General features: G+C 62.3%; 16 protein-coding genes, 1 tRNA gene and 2 pseudogenes. 9 read left to right on the forward strand and 10 right to left on the reverse strand.

Features of this window, described 5'->3' with window-relative positions; translation table 11 throughout:
- Entirely contained in the window at positions 1 to 1,227 is a 1,227-nt protein-coding gene (locus J8F10_RS08555; RefSeq protein WP_210653414.1) for a glycosyltransferase family 4 protein, read from the reverse strand.
- A gap of 784 nt (positions 1,228 to 2,011) precedes the next feature.
- Between J8F10_RS08555 and J8F10_RS08560 the strand changes: the two genes are divergently transcribed.
- Complete coding sequence (locus J8F10_RS08560; RefSeq protein ID WP_210651692.1) at positions 2,012 to 3,346, forward strand: IS701 family transposase; 1,335 nt, start codon at positions 2,012 to 2,014, stop codon at positions 3,344 to 3,346.
- 3 nt (positions 3,347 to 3,349) lie between these two features.
- On the opposite strand, the gene J8F10_RS08565 is transcribed toward J8F10_RS08560, so the two are convergent.
- A complete protein-coding gene (locus J8F10_RS08565; RefSeq protein ID WP_210653415.1) occupies positions 3,350 to 3,487 on the reverse strand; it encodes a hypothetical protein in 138 nt (45 codons plus the stop codon).
- A 387-nt stretch (positions 3,488 to 3,874) separates the two neighbouring features.
- Between J8F10_RS08565 and J8F10_RS08570 the strand changes: the two genes are divergently transcribed.
- From J8F10_RS08570 to J8F10_RS08595, 6 genes are all read left to right on the forward strand, one after another.
- Positions 3,875 to 3,948: transfer RNA gene (locus tag J8F10_RS08570), tRNA-Val, on the forward strand.
- A gap of 605 nt (positions 3,949 to 4,553) precedes the next feature.
- A complete protein-coding gene (locus J8F10_RS08575) occupies positions 4,554 to 5,648 on the forward strand; it encodes an IS630 family transposase (RefSeq protein WP_210653416.1) in 1,095 nt (364 codons plus the stop codon).
- 298 nt (positions 5,649 to 5,946) lie between these two features.
- Entirely contained in the window at positions 5,947 to 6,498 is a 552-nt protein-coding gene (locus tag J8F10_RS08580) for a hypothetical protein (protein WP_210653417.1), read from the forward strand.
- Positions 6,495 to 7,088 carry an ATP/GTP-binding protein gene (locus J8F10_RS08585; protein WP_210653418.1) on the forward strand — a complete coding sequence of 198 codons (594 nt, stop codon included), beginning with the start codon at positions 6,495 to 6,497 and terminating at the stop codon, positions 7,086 to 7,088. The genes J8F10_RS08580 and J8F10_RS08585 overlap by 4 nt, the downstream gene beginning before the upstream one ends.
- A 66-nt stretch (positions 7,089 to 7,154) precedes the next feature.
- Positions 7,155 to 8,489: an IS701 family transposase gene (locus tag J8F10_RS08590; RefSeq protein ID WP_210651692.1), complete on the forward strand. Its 1,335-nt coding sequence runs from the start codon at positions 7,155 to 7,157 to the stop codon at positions 8,487 to 8,489.
- 51 nt (positions 8,490 to 8,540) lie between these two features.
- A complete protein-coding gene (locus J8F10_RS08595) occupies positions 8,541 to 9,983 on the forward strand; it encodes a B12-binding domain-containing radical SAM protein (protein ID WP_210653419.1) in 1,443 nt (480 codons plus the stop codon).
- A 160-nt stretch (positions 9,984 to 10,143) separates the two neighbouring features.
- Here the strand turns inward: J8F10_RS08595 and J8F10_RS08600 are convergent, their stop codons facing one another.
- From J8F10_RS08600 to J8F10_RS08615, 4 genes are all read right to left on the reverse strand, one after another.
- A complete protein-coding gene (locus J8F10_RS08600) occupies positions 10,144 to 10,863 on the reverse strand; it encodes a hypothetical protein (protein ID WP_210653420.1) in 720 nt (239 codons plus the stop codon).
- The gene (locus J8F10_RS08605; protein ID WP_210653421.1) at positions 10,860 to 13,970 is read right to left on the reverse strand and encodes an HsdM family class I SAM-dependent methyltransferase; all 3,111 of its coding nucleotides are present in this window, start codon (positions 13,968 to 13,970) and stop codon (positions 10,860 to 10,862) included. Before J8F10_RS08605 ends, J8F10_RS08600 begins: the two co-directional genes overlap by 4 nt.
- Positions 13,971 to 13,982: 12 nt before the next feature.
- Positions 13,983 to 14,219, reverse strand: a complete 237-nt coding sequence (locus J8F10_RS40720) for an HTH domain-containing protein (RefSeq protein WP_210653422.1) — start codon at positions 14,217 to 14,219, stop codon at positions 13,983 to 13,985.
- Between the two features lie 221 nt (positions 14,220 to 14,440).
- On the reverse strand, positions 14,441 to 14,608 hold the full coding sequence (locus J8F10_RS08615; protein ID WP_210653423.1) for a hypothetical protein: 168 nt from the start codon (positions 14,606 to 14,608) through the stop codon (positions 14,441 to 14,443).
- A gap of 325 nt (positions 14,609 to 14,933) precedes the next feature.
- Between J8F10_RS08615 and J8F10_RS08620 the strand changes: the two genes are divergently transcribed.
- Positions 14,934 to 15,203 (forward strand): hypothetical protein, encoded by a 270-nt coding sequence (locus tag J8F10_RS08620; protein WP_210653424.1) that lies wholly within the window; start codon positions 14,934 to 14,936, stop codon positions 15,201 to 15,203.
- Between the two features lie 93 nt (positions 15,204 to 15,296).
- Here the strand turns inward: J8F10_RS08620 and J8F10_RS08625 are convergent, their stop codons facing one another.
- Both J8F10_RS08625 and J8F10_RS08630 read right to left on the reverse strand, forming a co-directional pair.
- Complete coding sequence (locus tag J8F10_RS08625; protein ID WP_210653425.1) at positions 15,297 to 15,584, reverse strand: hypothetical protein; 288 nt, start codon at positions 15,582 to 15,584, stop codon at positions 15,297 to 15,299.
- Between the two features lie 359 nt (positions 15,585 to 15,943).
- A pseudogene (locus tag J8F10_RS08630) lies at positions 15,944 to 16,576 on the reverse strand (IS3 family transposase); the annotation flags it as partial.
- A gap of 55 nt (positions 16,577 to 16,631) precedes the next feature.
- Between J8F10_RS08630 and J8F10_RS08635 the strand changes: the two are divergent.
- Positions 16,632 to 17,783, forward strand: a pseudogene (locus tag J8F10_RS08635) (IS3 family transposase).
- A 27-nt stretch (positions 17,784 to 17,810) separates the two neighbouring features.
- On the opposite strand, the gene J8F10_RS08640 reads toward J8F10_RS08635, so the two are convergent.
- Both J8F10_RS08640 and J8F10_RS08645 read right to left on the reverse strand, forming a co-directional pair.
- Complete coding sequence (locus J8F10_RS08640) at positions 17,811 to 18,020, reverse strand: hypothetical protein (RefSeq protein ID WP_210653427.1); 210 nt, start codon at positions 18,018 to 18,020, stop codon at positions 17,811 to 17,813.
- On the reverse strand, positions 18,017 to 18,319 hold the full coding sequence (locus J8F10_RS08645; RefSeq protein ID WP_210653428.1) for a transposase: 303 nt from the start codon (positions 18,317 to 18,319) through the stop codon (positions 18,017 to 18,019). The genes J8F10_RS08640 and J8F10_RS08645 overlap by 4 nt, the downstream gene beginning before the upstream one ends.
- Positions 18,320 to 18,519: the final 200 nt, after the last annotated feature.

The following is an 18,519-nucleotide window of genomic DNA, read 5'->3' on the forward strand; positions in this document are numbered from 1 at the left end:
TTACTGTTTGTACTCCGCGCCGACTCCGCGGAGCACTTCGTAAATCTGTGCCGCGTAGCCTTCCGTCGAATGACGCTGGCGCGCGGTGTGCCAGCCCGCGGCGCCGTGCTCACGGGCCAGTTCCGGCGCCTCAACGTAACGGGCCATGCACTCGGCCAGCGCGTCCGCGTCACCGCGGTACAGGAGGCCGGTGCGGTTCGGGTCGATGAGTTCGCTAGTACCTCCGCTGTCGTAGCCGATCACCGGGCGGCACGCGGACATCGCCTCCGCGGTCACGCGCCCCATCGCTTCGTTCCGCGAGCACATCAGCGCACAATCTGCGGCCAGGAACGCCCGTTCCGGATCGGGTACGAACCCCCAAAACTCGATCCGGTTCGCGGCGACCAGATCGCTCGCGAGCGCGCGGCAGTGATCGAAGTAGCTCTGGTCACCCGTCCCCCCCGCACCGCCCACAAGCAGCAATCGCGTATCGGGGAAACGACTCGCAATCTGGCTAAAGGCCCGAATCGCAATCGCCTGTCCTTTACTCTCACGGAACCGGCCCACGAGCACGAACGTGAACGGCTGGTGTCGGGTTCGTGCGGCCTCTGCCACCCGTCGGCGCGCGTCAAAGACCGCTTCTTCGGCCACGCCGTTGTAGATCACGTGCGAGTTCTTCAGGCGCGTCTTGCGCAGCGTGGCCCGTTGCAGCGCCTTGGACACAAAAATCGTGGCGTCCGCGGTCCGCAGCCCGAGCCGGAACATGCGCGAGCCGAAGTCGGGCCACAGGTCGTAATCCCGGTTGCCGAACTCGCGGATGTGCCAGACGTGCGGCAGCCCGAGTTCCGTCGCGGCCATCGCCCCGATCGCGAACACGGACGAGTTCGAGTAGATCAGGTCCGCGTTCCAGTGGCTGATCTGGGCGGCGATCGGGCGCAGGTTCCGCGCGTTCCGGTAAATCCGCGTCGCGGCGCCTTGTGGTGTGCGGTCCGCGGAGACCCACCACTCGAACGGGAGCACCGCGGTCGGCACCCCGCGCCGGGCCAGAGCGTCCAACAAGTCACCGCGATCGGGCGCGATCACGTGAGCGCGAACCCCGTACTTACTGAGCCCCTCAATGAGATTTACCAGCGACCAGTTGGCGCCGTACAGCTCCGTGTAGTGGGTAATGAACGCGACGCGCGGCCCGTGTACGGGAGCGGCCCCGGCACCACCGAATTCCGGGTCCGATGGCGGATTGGTCTTCATTTCGCTCGTCCAAATTGTAACGTTCTCGGCCGATTCCCGTGTGGGCGCGGCGCGTTCGGGCCGTGCGCCGGCGCTCTTCCCGATTCGACCGACGGGCACGGGCGGATCGCGTCAGCACCTTTTTCATCAACAATACGAACGGCGAAGTGATGTGATACCTGTTCTCGGCACCAATACCGGGCGGCGACCGCCAGTTTCAGGGCAGGGACGCACTTCGAGTGCGGGCCCGGGGGTAGCAGGGCTACTCAGAGATTGACACTGGCTGGTTGAGCAAAGCCAGCACGTTCGGGTTGAGCAACGATTCCCCGTGTGGCGGCGGCCACGGTACGGTACCCGGCTCGGCACAGCAGGTAGACCGCAGCGTTCCGCAGGCTGGCCAGAGCGCGCGGGGCCGAGCCGCGGCGCACCCGACATCGATCCTCGCCCAGGGTCACGTCGCGGATGTGGCGCAAGGCCTCGATGCCCCAGTGCCCACGGGTGTAACGAAGCACCACGTCCGGGGGGCCAGCCACCGGGCTCAGGCGTGATCCCGTACAGCGCCTCCACCGCTTCCGTTTCTCCTACCCGGCGGCGCCGCTCGAGCCGGAAGGCCTGCTGCAGCCCGGTGTAGCGCGGCTAAGTCTTTCGGGTCGAGATCCCCGACGAGGCGCGTCTTGCCTAGTTCTGTACTTTCCGCGAAGTTATAGGCGGTTGGCGTAAGTTGTGGGGCCGGGAGTAGACGAGTGCCGGCCCGTCCGGGAGGATGGCGTTACCACACGACCTCCCGACCCGAACGGACGCGGCCATGCCATCTTCGCATACTCCGGCCCCTCGGTGCCACTGGTTTTCAACCCTGGCCAAGGCTCTGGACCCGCGGTCCGGGCGGCGGCTCGCGGTCCTGTTCCTCGGGATCATCCTGACCCGCGGGCGCCGCACCCTCGCGGGTTGGATCCGGGCCGCCGGGCTGTCGCCCCAGTACCGCCGGTGCTACGCCACGGCCGCGGCCGTGGGGCGCCGCACCGAGCGTATCGCCATGCGGTTGTTGGTCGAGGTTCTCAAGCCCATGGTGGCCGGTGCGCCTCGGGTGGTGCTGGCCCTCGACGACACCCCGACGGAGCGGTACGGGCCCAAGGTTCGAGGGGCCGGGGCGCACCACAACCCGACACCCGGGCCGGCCGGGGGCCCGTTCGTGTACGGGCACGTGTGGGTGGTCCTCGGGTTGTTGGTGGGACACCCCCTCGGGGGGATTGTGGCCCTCCCCCTGTTGGCCCGCCTGTACATCCGCCGCAAAGATCTCGGGGCCATCCCCGGGCCGGACCGGCCCGAGTTCGCAACCAAGTTGGTGATGGCCGTGGACCTGGTCCGGTGGGCCCACGGGTGGCTGAAGACGTGGGGCCGGGCCGTGTGGGTGGTGGCCGACGGGGCGTACGCCAAGGCCCCGGTGCTCAAGGCCCTACTCGCGCTCCGGGTGACCATGGTGAGCCGGCTCCGCAAGGACGCGGCCCTGTGGACGGTGCCCCCGGCCCGCGATCCGAGCGCCCGCGGGCGGCCCCGCGTGTACGGGGAGCAGCGGGTGTCGCTCGCCAAGCGGGCCGGGCACAAGGGCGGGTGGACCACGGGCACGTTCACCCTGTATGGGAAGCCCGTGGAGAAGCGGTACAAGACGTTCGAGGCCACGTGGCGGCCGGCCGGGGGCACGATCCGGGTCGTCCTGGTGGACGAACCCAAGGGGTGGGTCGCGTTCTTCTGCACGGACCCCACGGCCTCCGTGGCCGACATCCTGGGCCTGATCGCGGACCGGTTCTCGTTGGAAACCTGTTTTCGAGATCTCAAACAGGTCGCGGGCGCCGGTCACCAGCAGGTACGCGGGGTCGCGTCGAACGTGGGATGCTTCCACCTGTGTGCGTGGTCCCTCACGCTCACCGAGGTGTGGGCCTGGAACCAGAAGGCGGATGAACTGGTGGCCCATCGGGCGGCCTCCCCGTGGGACGATCCGAACCGGCGCCCGAGCCACGCGGACAAGCGCCGGGCCTGGCAACGGGAGCTGCTGGCCGAGGAAATTCAGGCCGTTGTGGGCGAGCACCACGACCCCGCGAGAATCCGCGCCCTCGCGCACCGGTGCCTGGATCTGGCTGCTTAAACGCTATAAGTTCGCGGAAAGTACAGCTAGTTCCGAGAGCACGAATTCGCAGCTCTCCCGGTAGTTCTGCCACGAGCGCTGAGCGAGTTCGCCCGAATCAACGAGCGCCTTCTTCGCGTTGAGGAAGTCGTTGCAGAGCATTTTGACCGTGTACCCCGCGGTGTCTTCGCGCGGCTTACGGCCCGCATGCAGCGGCGTCCTTTTCCGCGAGGTACTTGGCAAGAGCGCCGTCGGGGTTGTTCCAGGGAGCAAATTAATGCCTCTTCCCGCGGATCTTCTTCGCCCACACTCCTGTGGCGTGGGGAAGAGTGGGAACCCCGGGTACGGCTTGTTCGGTTTTCTGAGGCTTGTCGCCGGACGATGCGGGTGTAGAATCGCTCTTAGACACATCGCCCCCTACTTTGGGTGTAGTTGTCTCGGTGGCTGTTTGAGGTCACAAATAGCCACTGTTCCAAAAGCTGACGGGTGTAGGAAACGGAAGCGTAGGAAGCCTCAATCACGACGAAAGCCTGGAAATCTCAACAAAATGCGCGTTTAGCTCAGTTGGCTAGAGTACCACATTGACATTGTGGGGGTCACTGGTTCAAGTCCAGTAACGCGCACTCAACAACACCGGCCGCAAACCCAAGCAAAACAAGGGTTTGCGGCTGGTTTTTTTTGTCCCGCCCTACCCGTCTCGTTTGTCACCGACTTGTTTGTCACCTGGCTTGTCACCAGTTTCGTCCCGGCGTGGCAAGTGGTTCCGGCTTGTGTGGGCCACCTGTTCCGACACGCCGGCCGCATCGCGATTACAAGCAGTCTTCCAATCTTGTTCCGCGCTGCCTTATCGGGTTTCGGCGCGGATTCAACGAACAAACCGTCGCCGGTGCCAGCGGGTTTGAAGCTGAGTGTGGCAGGTGACAGCCATTTCGGGCAAAGGGATCGGCTTGAAGTGCCCAAAGGCGAGTTCAGTTTCATCGAATACAATCGTGGAGGGCGAGCCAAACCGAATTTCTGTCCCGGTTGGATCGCGACCTCGGAGCGAGTCGAGCTTTTACCCGATGAGACGGTAAGGGTGCTGGCCGCCACGTTGGGGCCACGCGCGTGTACCAGGTGATCTATGCGCCTTCCGGGTAAGAAACTTTTTGTCAAACTCTGGTGGGGCGCTCTCCTAGTGGAGAGTCATTCGGTTTGTTGTGAGGGGTCAGTTGGTTGCGAATAATGGTTCATGAAAGCACTGTTTCTTCGTGAGTTGACGGAATCCGAGCGCGGGGCGCTCCGACAGGGCCTCCGCAGCCGGGAAGTTCTTACCCTCCGGCGCGCCCAGATCCTGCTGGCCAGCGCCGACCAACAAACCCCGTCCCAGATCTCGCGCCGGGTCGGCTGCGCCTCGCAAACCGTTCGCAACACGATCCATGCCTTCGAGAAGGAGGGGGCCGGCTGCTTGGCCGAGAAGAAGCGCGGACCCAAGGATGCCCAGCCGATCCTCGACGAGGCGAAGGCCGATCCGCTCAAGGGCATCCTCCACCAGTCCCCGCGCCGCTTCGGCAAGGCCCGGAGCACCTGGACCCTGGATCTGTTGGCCGAAGTCGCCTTCGAGCAGGAGTTGCCCCCGCGCCGGCTCTCCCACGAGGCCGTCCGGCAGGCGGTCAAGCGCCTGGGGCACGGGTGGAAGCGGGCCAAGCAGTGGATCACAAGTCCCGACCCCGCCTACGCGCGAAAAAAAAAAGCGCGCGACCGGCTGATCCGATTGGCGGCGTCGCACCCGGAGTGGGTGCTGGGGTACCAAGACGAGTGCTGGTGGAGCCGGTTGGCCCTCCCCGCGATGCACGCCTGGTCCGACGACCCGTTGCGGCTGGTCGAGCGCGAGGTGCCGAAGGGCGATACCGACCCGAAGGCGCTGTCGTGCTACGGGCTGTTGCGCGGGGACACGGGCCGGATGATGTTGCGGTTCGTGTCGGGCCGCCCGGTCTCGCAAGTGACGGAGGACTACTTGGGTTGGGTGTGCGAGCGGCTGAAGGCGGAGGGGAAGAAGGCGCTACTGTTGGTGTGGGACAACGCGGCGTGGCACGTCAGTAAGCGCGTGCGGGTGTGGATCAAGGGCCACAACCGGAAGGCTCGTGCGGAGGGCGGGGTTCGGATCGTGGCGTGCTTCCTGCCGGTGAAGAGCCCGTGGCTCAACCCCATCGAGCCCAAGTGGGCGCACGGCAAGAGGGCCATCGTCGAACCCGACCGCCTGCTGGCAGCAGTCGAGGTCCGAACCCGCGTGTGCGACTACTACGGATGCGAGCACCTGGAGCCGCTCGCACAACTATCCGCCTGAAGCTGCACTAGGGCTTGCCACAAGAGCCCGTTTTGCAACCATTCTGATCACCGGCGTTATCTCTGTCCTCACTTTTCTCTGGGCCGAGCATGCGGAGGCCGGTCACTACCTCGGCATCTCGAAGGCGAGTTGGCAGAACCTGAGTGGCGGGGTTCTTGCCGCCGCGCTGTTCTTCGTGATCCAAACGGTGGTGGAGATGACTCGGGAGGCAGAGGCATCGGTTTTCGAACGCTGGTATAAAGACTTGTCCGGTGAGCATGGGATACGGAAGGCGTACCGCCAGAGGGGGAGCGATGACGTGCGGGCGGTGTACATCGCCCTGATCGAAAAAGCTCAGAAGCGAGTCTGGGCATTCGGAATGACCAATCGGCATTTCGTCACTCAGAATGCAGAGGCTTTGGCCGCTGTAGCAACTCTTCGGCCTGTAGAGGTCGTCGTCGCATTTTGGGATCCTGACGCAAGCCTGAGGACGCCCGGCCGCCCAACGCAGGAGAGGTCCATTCTGGAGGTGCAGGCGGCACTGGAGCAGACGACCGGGGCGGAATGGGGCAAACAGATTGGCAATTCCGAGGCTGCACTCATTCGTCACTTCCCTGCGGGGGCGACCCGGCACGGGAACCTGCGGATGCTGCGGCTGGCGAGTGTAACCAATTTCAGTTGCTTGATTGTTGATGACGATGTGTTCTTTTTCCCCTTCCTAGCGGAACCGGAAAGCAACAATGATCCGATCATTCACTGCTCGGCCGATGGCGTAATCGGCCGGGCAATTGTGAGGCACTTCGAGGCGCTGCTCGCAGATAAAAACATCGCCCGCCAAGTTTATCCCGTACCACCAGGAGCTACTTCATGAAGGTGGCACTGACCGGAGCCAGTTCGACCGGCAAGACCACCCTGATTGACCGTGTGCTGCGCCTCCCAAGTTGGCCGGCCGAGCTTCGACGATTCTTGACTGCAGACGCGCGGAGCCTCCTGGCAGAACTTGGGCACCACGGCATGGACGTCATGAAACCGGACGAAACTCGCTCCTTTCAGCAGGCGTATTTCCTCCGCAAACGGACGATCGAGCGAGACGTGGTATCCTTTATTACCGACCGTTCATTCGTCGATGTGGCCGCCTACTGGGCGGTGCGGGACACGGCGGGAATGGGCCAGGATGAACGGGACGAGTTGGTGACGCAGTGCCGCCAAGAGGCCGCGAAGTACGACCTTCACGTGTACCTTCCGTTCGGAAGCATACCGTTCGTATCCGATGGCTACCGTCCAACTGATCTAGAATTGCACAAAGCGATCGACCTTCAGATACGGGCTTTTCTTGACAAGTGGGGGTTACGGTATCGGGTTCTTGAGACGGCGGATCTAGACGAACGTGTGGACTTACTTACTAACTGTACTTTCCGCGAAGTTATAGGCGGTTGGCGTAAGTTGTGGGGTCGGGAGTAGACGAGTGCCGGCCCGTCCGGGAGGATGGCGTTACCACACGACCTCCCGACCCGAACGGACGCGGCCATGCCATCTTCGCATACTCCGGCCCCTCGGTGCCACTGGTTTTCAACCCTGGCCAAGGCTCTGGACCCGCGGTCCGGGCGGCGGCTCGCGGTCCTGTTCCTCGGGATCATCCTGACCCGCGGGCGCCGCACCCTCGCGGGTTGGATCCGGGCCGCCGGGCTGTCGCCCCAGTACCGCCGGTGCTACGCCACGGCCGCGGCCGTGGGGCGCCGCACCGAGCGTATCGCCATGCGGTTGTTGGTCGAGGTTCTCAAGCCCATGGTGGCCGGTGCGCCTCGGGTGGTGCTGGCCCTCGACGACACCCCGACGGAGCGGTACGGGCCCAAGGTTCGAGGGGCCGGGGCGCACCACAACCCGACACCCGGGCCGGCCGGGGGCCCGTTCGTGTACGGGCACGTGTGGGTGGTCCTCGGGTTGTTGGTGGGACACCCCCTCGGGGGGATTGTGGCCCTCCCCCTGTTGGCCCGCCTGTACATCCGCCGCAAAGATCTCGGGGCCATCCCCGGGCCGGACCGGCCCGAGTTCGCAACCAAGTTGGTGATGGCCGTGGACCTGGTCCGGTGGGCCCACGGGTGGCTGAAGACGTGGGGCCGGGCCGTGTGGGTGGTGGCCGACGGGGCGTACGCCAAGGCCCCGGTGCTCAAGGCCCTACTCGCGCTCCGGGTGACCATGGTGAGCCGGCTCCGCAAGGACGCGGCCCTGTGGACGGTGCCCCCGGCCCGCGATCCGAGCGCCCGCGGGCGGCCCCGCGTGTACGGGGAGCAGCGGGTGTCGCTCGCCAAGCGGGCCGGGCACAAGGGCGGGTGGACCACGGGCACGTTCACCCTGTATGGGAAGCCCGTGGAGAAGCGGTACAAGACGTTCGAGGCCACGTGGCGGCCGGCCGGGGGCACGATCCGGGTCGTCCTGGTGGACGAACCCAAGGGGTGGGTCGCGTTCTTCTGCACGGACCCCACGGCCTCCGTGGCCGACATCCTGGGCCTGATCGCGGACCGGTTCTCGTTGGAAACCTGTTTTCGAGATCTCAAACAGGTCGCGGGCGCCGGTCACCAGCAGGTACGCGGGGTCGCGTCGAACGTGGGATGCTTCCACCTGTGTGCGTGGTCCCTCACGCTCACCGAGGTGTGGGCCTGGAACCAGAAGGCGGATGAACTGGTGGCCCATCGGGCGGCCTCCCCGTGGGACGATCCGAACCGGCGCCCGAGCCACGCGGACAAGCGCCGGGCCTGGCAACGGGAGCTGCTGGCCGAGGAAATTCAGGCCGTTGTGGGCGAGCACCACGACCCCGCGAGAATCCGCGCCCTCGCGCACCGGTGCCTGGATCTGGCTGCTTAAACGCTATAAGTTCGCGGAAAGTACAGTTACTAAGTGGGCACGAGGAATGTGATGGGGGATGTCCCACTAGCTTTTGTGTCAGCCGGTTTGACGCAACCGAAAAAGGGCGGCAACGCCTTCGCCTCCTACAATTTGTATTTGAATTACGGTCTGCTCGGCCTGGCGTCGATGGTAGCGCGTTGCGGGCGTACGGTCAGCGTTCATCACGGTAGATTTGATCTGCCCGAAGATGTTTGCGACCGTCTCACCGCAGCCGGTATGGCCAGAGACGACTCACCCGTCTTCCTTTCCATCCCAAGCGTGTTTGCACTCCCGTGGGCTGCTCGCTTCTGCCGGAAACTTAAGCAGAACAACCCGGATGCACGGATTGTGGCCGGCGGCAGGTGGGTCATGGATGAAGACGGAGCGTGGGTGCGGTCAAAGATTCCGGAACTTGATCTCTGCGTGTATGGAACGGCCGAAGAGAGAATCATCGATCTCCTCTCCCCCCGCAATTGGCCGTTTATTCCGTACACCGATGCGTCCCCAGGGAAGCTCAGTGCGGCTCGCCCAGCCTTCCCAGCGCTCGACTATCGGCTAATGCCCGATTATGAGGACTTTCACCCTAGTTTGGAGGTTTCTCGCGGGTGCGGGATGGGGTGCAGTTTCTGCCTTGAGGCTTCCGTTCCGCTATCAGATATGCGACCCGCGGCCGAGGTGGTCACAGCCCTCCGATCTTACGATGACCTGTATGCACGGGGACAGTTTGGCACCTATTTCGAGGCGTCCTTCTTCCGCCCACCGAGTCCCTGGATAATCGACTTCTGCGAGGCCTATGCTCAAGCAGGGCTGAGATGCCGGTGGAGATGCGAAACCCGCGTTGATAGCCTGACTCCGGCTGGGCTGAGCGCCCTCGCAGGGGCGGGACTAAAGGTTGTCGATCTAGGGCTGGAGTCAGCGAGCCGTATCCAATTACAACGTATGGGGAAAACACATCTGCCTGAGGTGTACCTGCGTCGCGCGAGTGCTCTGTTGCGTGAATGTAAGGCCTCCGGTGTGTGGGCTAAGGTCAATGTCCTGCTTTACGCTGGCGAAACACACGACACACTACGAGAGACTCTGGACTGGCTCAGCTCTCACTCGCAGTACATCAAAGGAGTTTCTGTCAACCCGCTTGTTGTTTACGGCCGCTCACCGTCTGCCCAATCTTACCTCACGTCCCTGGAAGAATACGGAGCAACTCCCGTCGATCATGAGGCTCTTGGTCGGGACGGGTATGCGCATATGCATCTGAGCCCATCCATCGATTACGCGGCCTCGGAAGCGTTGGTGGGACATATCTCGAAGATGTTCATGAGCGACCGGGACTACTACGATCTGAAGTATTTCTGTTATTTCCCGCGGTGGATGGACTACGGTCACTTCTCGCGAATCGCTGCTGCATGCGCTCCGGACCAACTGCCGTTTTCCACAACGGGGCGAGAAGATTCTATCTACGTCGGTCCGGCGGCGTGACTTTTCGCTCCCCGACCATACTAAAGTCGATGGGAGTCCCAGTATCGGAAGGGAAGTGGATTTTCCGCCACGCTCTCACGAACTTGCGATTGGAAGTGGGGGTTGGGCTGACCAACTCCCTATTCACTCGATCTGACCTCATTAGTCGCACTGGGAGGTGCTATTTCTTCTTGGTAGCCGTCGCCTTCCCTTGTGCCTTTTTCACTTTGGCTTTGACGGCAGCCTTCGCTTTGGGAGGGGCTGGCATTGCTGATACGAAGAGATGCTGCAGTCGGAAAAGAACCATCGCATCCGCACGCGTGTGCCGCGATTCTTTGGCGCGCGTGTCGTTCGGACGGTACGGGCAGGCTTCCCATTCGCCTGGTGCTTCCAGGCCCAGCGAGAGGTGGTGTTTTTTTATGTTCTTCAAGACATTATCCATCGCCCGGGTTACGTCGCCATCGAGGACGTAACCGATCATCCCGCCATGATCGACGTGTCGGCTGTATTTACCGTCCACGAAACGCTGCATTCCTTCCTTAATGTACTGGTCGGCAAGCGACTTCATTACGCCATCAACGCGAGCGTTCAATCGCTTCGCTTCGAGGCAGTAGTAATAACTGCCATCGTGGCCTGGGAAGAACACAATGTCTTTTCTGCCGGTCTCCTTCGCCAAATCAACATCGATTTCGACATCTTCATAACGGATAAGGAAGCGGTGCGCCTGTCGGTCGCGCTTCTTTAACATGGCGGCGTACAACCGGATCGAGACCGCCTCTTCCAGCTCGTCGTGAACCGGCGGCGAGATCTGATCCCAAGCTTCGAGGGTCAGTTCGAGGACGGCGCTGACGCCACCACCTTCGAGGAAGCCGTCCCATTCGTTGCTATCGCCCACCGTCATACGTCCTCCTTGCGGCGCATGAGGAGGGTGCCGGCGATCTCGTCCGCGTCGTTCAGAGCTGCGGTCCGCGTCCAAAACCTCATGCCTATGGGTTTCGTGACGTAGAGCAGTGTCTTGTCGAAAACTTTCAAGTCGCGAACCAGCGCGAGGCTACCTTGATTCGAACCGGCCACATGTTGGATTCGGATGAGAGTGGCGAGTATGTTCTTCGTTGCTGAATCGAGATGCGATGCAGCACGGCCGCGCAGAACCTTTTCCAGTACGACCATGCCAACCCCCAGCTTCCCATCGGTGATGGCGCGGCCTTCAACCTGAAAATCCTTGCTCGCCCATTGATTCAGCGTTTCACATAACAGAGCCACATATGCCTGGCAATTCGCTGGCTTGGCGGGTAAGATCGTTGGAACTGCAATTCGTGTCCGGGTTGGGCGAACGCTCGGGATGATAACTGCGTTGGTATCTTGAATAAGCATCCGTTCGATATCGTTGAGGTCAAAATACTCGTCAACGAGCTCTTCGGCGCGAACTTGGGCCTTCTTGACGATGTTGTCGCGTCCGAGAGCCTCCCCGGCCGTTTCCTTAATGGCATCGGTCATGATCTTGCCAACTTCGGCAATGATCTCCGACGCGCGATCTGGATTGTCCGCGTCTTCTGGGAATGGAAACGGCAGACGCATGAGATCGTCTATATCCACTCGCGCACGGCTCACGCCCCAACTCGCAGAAGTGTGAAAGAGGAAATACCGCGCGAGGTTCGATCGCAAATAAAATGTCAGCATCGCAAGCAAGTCGGCATCTTTTGATGGCCCGTGAATACCGCGAATGCCGTGACGGTAGGCAATGTTGAGGTTGGCAAACGCCACCTTCGAGAACCCCTCCGTTACCAGAACTAGAGGTTTCTTGAATATGACGGTGTCACTAATCCCGCGGCGTAGTGAAAGCTCCAAGCTCTCTTGAGTGTCACAGTCTCCAGGGATCATAAAAAGATCGAGGCTGTGCGTTCCGGCTTCGACCCTCGCCGTCCGCGCCAGCGTCAGCGTTTTTCGCGAGTCGGCGCGGTCGTTGTCCCCGAACGGCTCGAACCCTTCGGCAATGATCCACCGCTTGCCCTTATCCTTTCCCCGCTGTCCGAGCACGTCTCGTAATCGCGAGAAAAGCTTCAGGCGATCAAGCAGTCGACGATCACGGGACGTAGCCCAGTAGCGCTCTTTCCAGATCAGTGGCGCATCCGCGCCGCGCAAGTCGTCGAGAACCTCGCGCACGGTTAGCCGCCCTCGATCCTGAGGAAGAATGGTGATAACTTCGGCTTGCGTGACCGCCCAATCCGTTTTCGGTGCCCAGTAATCAATCTGGTGGGCACTATCTGCGGGTTTTTTCTTCGTGTAGCCAATTACCAGCGCCGGTGCCTCCGCTTCCTCGAAGAGGAACCGCTGATAATCCGCTAAATTCAGGATGAGTTCTACAGCGTGAGCCGGAAACAGCTTCTTTTGAAAATCGATGGCGCTTTCTGTGTGATTGAAAAGCAGTCCGTGCGGCAACACCAAATATGCGAGCCCATCTTCCGTCAAATGTTCCGGAGATTTCCATACGAACGCAGCGGCGAGTTGCTTGCCCGGTAGCGGCAGATCACGCCCTGAACACCACTTCACCGATGGCGCGTCTTTACCCTTCACCGTCGCCCAAGGCGGATTGCCGACGACGAAATCCACCTTTTCAGGCAGGTCGGCGGCTGGAGTGAAGAAGTCGGCACAGCGAATCGCCCCTGCTGTGTTCTTCGCGTCCACGACGAGACGCGGCAGTACCTTTACCTTTTTCAGTACCCGGCGGATGTCCGGCGGTGAAAGTTGATCGAGGAAGGCCAGATAGAGGCTAAATGCCGCGATGCGGCAGGCGGTCCGGTTCTTGTCAATTCCGTACAGATTCGTCTGAAGGATCGTGGTCAATCCCTTCAGTTTCGCATCGTAAACCGCTTTGGGATTAGCGCGTCCCCATTCCTCTGCAAGGCGGTTGAATAGTCCGACCAAGAAAATACCTGAGCCGCAGGCTGGGTCCAAGAATCGCTTGTCGAGTAAGGTCGGAGCACTTGCAATTACCCGATCAAGCACCAGTTCCGCCAGGAAGCGCGGGGTATAGAACGCTCCGGCAGCTTTTTTTTCCTCGGCACCCGCTACTTTCAAAAAATGTTCGTAGATGGCGCTGATCGTCTCGATCGGGATGATACCGAACTCGTAAGGCCAGAAGCTCTGCTGTTTGGTGCGAGGATCGGTGCCCCGGAAGAAGTTGTTCAGTACGTCCAGATGTTCCACCCGAACCTGCTTGGCCTCGGCATCAAGGTCGTCACTAAACAGATCGCCGTTGAAGTCCTCGCCGAGTTGCACAAATAGTTTGTAAAGGTCTGCCTTCGCGTCCGATCTCTTGTCGCGGCCGAGGATATCCCGCAGATGTTCAGCGTCGAGGATGCCAGCCTGTTCGAGGTATTTTCGGTCGATCACTTCTCGATCAAAGAGGTAGCAGGTGAAGACGAGGCGGCACAAAAGAGCGTCGAGGGTGTCTGATTCGAGCCGCGCCACCTTAACCTGACCCAACACGGCCCGCGTGGCTTCCAAGTTGTGAAGCAAATTGCGATCGACCCGCTGTTCGGGGTCGAACGCGGGTCGGTGCTCGCGGAAGTACTCCCTTGATTCGACAGAAAGAATGAACGATTGAAGTTGTTCGGCGACACGCTGCATTTTCTGCACAAACCCGCCCGGATTCCCGGGTACGGCATTCGGCAACGTCGGCTGGGAGAGGCTGGAGTAGACATGCACCTCATCGCTCGTGATCAGGACCAGGATCGGCGCTACGCCCTGATTCCAGAATGTTCGATGGAGCGCTGATACTTCTGCGGAGTCGAGCCGCTGCATGAGTCGAAAGTAGATGATCGGGCTGCTATCGGAACACAGCACGCCGTCGAGGCGCAAGTCCTCGAATGCCCGGCGCAGCACATGCGCCTGACCGGCAGCATTCCCGGCCTCGTCGATGTCGGTCGGATTGGAGAAGAACGACGGCGGTTTCCTTCCGTCGAGCCCGAACTCTTTCTGCCAATCTGTTCCCGATGTTGTGGGCATCTTCACCGGCCCCTACGTCTGGGGAACTTCGCCGGGCTCAGAAACCATCTCGTAAGCCCAACGGCGGGCAAGTCGAACAGAACGGATGCAGTACCCCCGCTGCCTCAGTGCGATGATGTCGCGCGAAAGCGTCGGCACCGAAACCCCGAGCTGTTTGGCCAAAGCAGGAGCGGAGTGCTTCTTGGACCGAAGTAGCCGGACCAGATCTTCGAGGCGATGCCCGATCGCAAGAGACTTCTCGTAAAGCATCTGCGCCACGTCTCCTGTGGCGAAGGCTATCCTCGCGTGATAGACTTGTCAAGGACCGTGGGCACACTTGTTCAGTACGCTGCGGGCGGTTTTTGCCTGCTGAAGGGATTGCAGCGAATGTACGGGGCCTCTGGCCGAGTGACGCCACTTCGAGCCCGCCTCCCAGCTATAGAAGATATTAAATTTTGCAGAATATTTGATTGCCGTGCAATATGGTATCGTTACCCAGCCGCCCGCATCCGCCGCGACATTGTGACCCAGACGATGGGCGGCGTCTCGGTCACGCCCGTCACGAACAGCCACACGTCGGCCTTCCCCGCCAAACGCACGGGGACTCGCTGCCCCTGCCCGAGCCCGAAGCGCTGCCAATCGTCGACATCGAACCGCACGCGCAGGCCCTCGTCCGTCTCGACCACTTAAGCCCACACCTCGGTCCCGTTCAGTACCACCGGCTGCATGTCCGCACCCTCAGATGCAAATAGTGAACATAGATGCGCTATTGCGATGGGAGAAGCAAATCGGTTTGCGGGATTTAGGTGGTAGGGGAGGTCGGCATGCGCAGGCGCAGCATCTATGTCGGACGGCGTGGGGCGAGGACTTCAGCAGATCAACAGACCTCAACGAGAATCGGTAGCGTCTTTTCCGGCCGCGCGCGTTCTCCGGCCCGCTCAGTAGCAAACCCACACGAACCGACCACAACCGAGCTTCGCGCTGTTGCTCGGCTGCATGTTCGGCGGCATCCTGACCCCTGGGGAATCGAACCGGGGGAGCATCATGGGCGACCGGGTGTGGCAGGTGCCGGAAGAGCAGTTCGTGGCCGTGTGGAACGGGGCCGAATCGCTCGATCAGGCTTCGGCGCAGCTCAAAGAGATTGCTGGCGGGAACGTGCCCGGTTGGGCGGTACTGCAACGGTCCCTGGACCTGCGACGGAAGGGTGTAGAACTGAAGACGCTCGTGCGGCTGGCGCCGCTTCAGCGGGTGTGAGACTTGCTGCATGACGCCGGACCCAATGTGGTCCGGCGTTTCACTTCCTGTTCAGGGCCGATGGCTCCGGCTCGACTCCTCCGAGTAACTCGTTCAGTACAGCTTCTGAATCGGCGGCTCGGACCGCACGATGCCGCCCCGTTCGTCGGCGGTCACGAAGTAGCTGTTGGGGATGCCGTTCCCGGCACCGTCCGTGGCGGTCCACACGTTGACCCGGAAGTTGTTGCCCCACAACGGTAGCACCGCCACCTTCAGCAACCGGTCCGGGCGGCCTAGCGCGGCCAGCACGGACCTGCGGATCACGTCTTCCCGGCGCTTGGTCGGCGCGGCCAGTTCGATGTCCCCGGCCTCGGCAACCAACTGCGTTTCGACTTGCGGCATGGTAGGCACCTCGGGTCGATCCAGCGGGGACCGGCCGGTGGGATGGTTGGGTTAACTTGCACTGACCAATTATTGGAGGCCGTGTGAGGAACCACGATTCCGATCGTCCGCATTCCGGCAAAGAAATAGTCGTTCGGCCTGCAACTGGATGCGGAAACTGCCACGCATGAAAAAACCGCCGGTGTTACCCGACGGCCATCGTTGCTTTAGCCCCCGCGGGGGAGTGTAGTGGACCCCATTGTCGAGACCAAAACCCGGCGATTCTTAGTGACTGTCCCATATGTGCGAAAAAGCCTGAGAAATCGTGGGTGACAACTCGAAAATACGGCGATTTCGAGGCATATGGGACAGTCACTTAGCTACTCTCTCGCCGGCTCTTTAGACCTTCCCGCCCGGTACACTTCGACCGGGGTCTTGTACCCGAGCGACTGATGCAACCGGGCCTCGTTGTAGAAGGCGAAGTACGCCCGCAGCCCCCGCTCCAACTCGGGCACCGACTCGTACCCCCGCAGGAACACGTCCTCGTACTTCACCGTTCGCCACAGCCGCTCGACGAACACGTTGTCCAGGCACCGCCCCCGCCCGTCCATACTCACCCGCACCCCGGCCGCCTCGACCCGCTCGACCCACGCACCGGCCGTAAACTGCACCCCCTGGTCGGTGTTGAACACCTCCGGCGTCCCGGTCGCCAACGCCTCGTCCAACATCTCCCGGCAGAACGCCCCGTCGAGCGTGTTCGACAGCCGCCACGCCACCACGTACCGGCTGAACCAGTCGATCGTCGCCGCCAGGTACATGAACCCCGACGCCAGCGGCAGGTACGTGATGTCGGCCGACCACACCTGCCCGACCCGGTCGATCGGCACGTCCCGGAGCAGGTACGGGTACACCTTGTGGCCACGCCCGGCCGACAGCTTCGGCTTCGGGTGGATGGCCTCCAGCCCCATCACCCGCAGCAGCCGCTGGACCCGCTTGCGGTTCACTGACCTTCCCCAGGTTTGGTGGAGTCCGAGTTAGCGGTGTACACTCAGAGCGAGGAGTTCACCGATGCCCCGTCCCCGAACGACATACACGGCCGAGTACAAGCTCGCGGCCGTCAAGATGATCACCGACCAGAAGCTCTCCGTCGCCGAGGTGGCGCGCCGACTCGATGTCTCAGAGACGCTGCTCCGCGCCTGGCGCAAGGCGGTTCTCGCCGGTGGCGGCGCGCCCTTTCCCGGTCACGGCAACCCGGCACCGGCCGACGACGAGGTGCGCCGCCTGCGCGCCGAGAACGCGCGACTCAAGGCCGAGCGGGATCTGCTAAAAAAGCCGCCGCGTACTTCGCCAACCCGCCCACCTGACGTTCCGGTTCATCGCCGACCACGCCGACGAGTGGCCCGTCGCTTGGATGTGCGAGGCGCTGGAGGTTTCCGTCAGTGGGTACTACGCCTGGGGCCTGACCCGACAGCCCGACCGAAGCGTGGCGGCGGGAGCTGGTCGGCGCGATCGAGGAGATCCACGCCGAGGTGAAGGGCCGTTACGGAGCCCCGCATGACCGCCGAGTTGAACGCGCGGGCACGAATGCTCGGAGAACACCGTGGCACAACTGATGCGGGAACACGGGGTCCGCGCGAAGGCCCCGAGGCGGTTCGTCCGCACGACGGACTCGAATCACCGTCTGCCGGTGGCCGCCAACGTCCTCGATCGGGACTTCGATCCCGAGGGGCCGAACGCGCTGGTGTGCCGACATCACGTACATCCCGACCCGTGAGGGCTGGTTGTACCTGGCGGTGGTGGAAGACCTGTTCAGCCGGATGATCGTGGGCTGGTCGATGGACGAGTCGATGGAGAGCCGGTTGGTGGTCGATGCCCTGGAGATGGCGGTCCAGCGCCGTCGGCCCGAAGCCGGTCTGGTGGCACTCGGATCGTGGGAGCCAGTACGCCCGTGACCACTACCCGCGGGCGCTCGCGGCGGAAGGGATCGTGTGCAGCATGAGCGGCGTGGGCCCGTGCTGGGACAACGCGCCGATGGAATCGTTCTTCGGACGACTCAAGTGCGAGATCGCGTCGGGCCAGATGTTCGCGACCCGGGATCAGGCGCGAGCCGAGATCTTCGAGTACCTGGAAGTGTTCCACAACCGCGTCCGCCGTCATTCCTCTCTGGGGTTCTTACCACCCGAAGAGTTTGAACGGACCTACAACCCGAAACGCCGTTAACTTCGACTCCATTTTCCTTGGGGAAGATCACACCTCGTGGCCGCCCCGGACGAGCCACCGGGTGATCCGCCGGCTGCCGTAGAACGGGCACGCCGTGTACTGCTCGTCGATCAACCGCATCAGGGCCAGGTTCTCGGCCGACTCACCGGTCGGCTCCCGGTAGTAGGTCGCCCGACCCAGCCCGATCAACCGGCACTGGCGGCGGACGCTCAGTTCGGCGTGCCCGTCGTCGATCATGGCCCGCTTGGCGTCAGCCGAGGGCGGCAGATTTTTTTCACCCAGTCGAGTTCGACCTTGAGTCGCCCGATCTGCTCGTAGAGTTCGGCGGTCTTGTCGTCCGGCGGTCCGGTGGTCTTGGCCCCGGCGGCGAACACCGCCTCGGCCCCGGCCAGGAGCTTCTTCTTCCACTCGTGGATCAGGGTCAGGTGGACCCCGAACTGAGCGGCCACCTCGTTGACCGTCTTGTCACCCTTGAGAGCGGCCAGTGCGACCTGGGCCTTGAACGCCGCCGAGTGACTCTTTCGCTTGCCCGCCATCGGTTCCCCTTTCCTGGGCCTCCGGTGTAGCTTAACCGGCGGTCCAGTTTTCGGGGCCCACTATAGAGTTTAGCGGGCGCCACCGTACCCGGTTCCGTGGTACCCGCGGTTGTAATAGTTGTAATAGTTGTTGCGCTGCGAATAAGACATAGATGTTACGCAGTGCGGCATTTTGGGCCTTGCGCGGGTGTGGGTGTGGG

The organism is Gemmata palustris (assembly GCF_017939745.1).
In the GTDB taxonomy this organism is placed as follows: domain Bacteria; phylum Planctomycetota; class Planctomycetia; order Gemmatales; family Gemmataceae; genus Gemmata; species Gemmata palustris.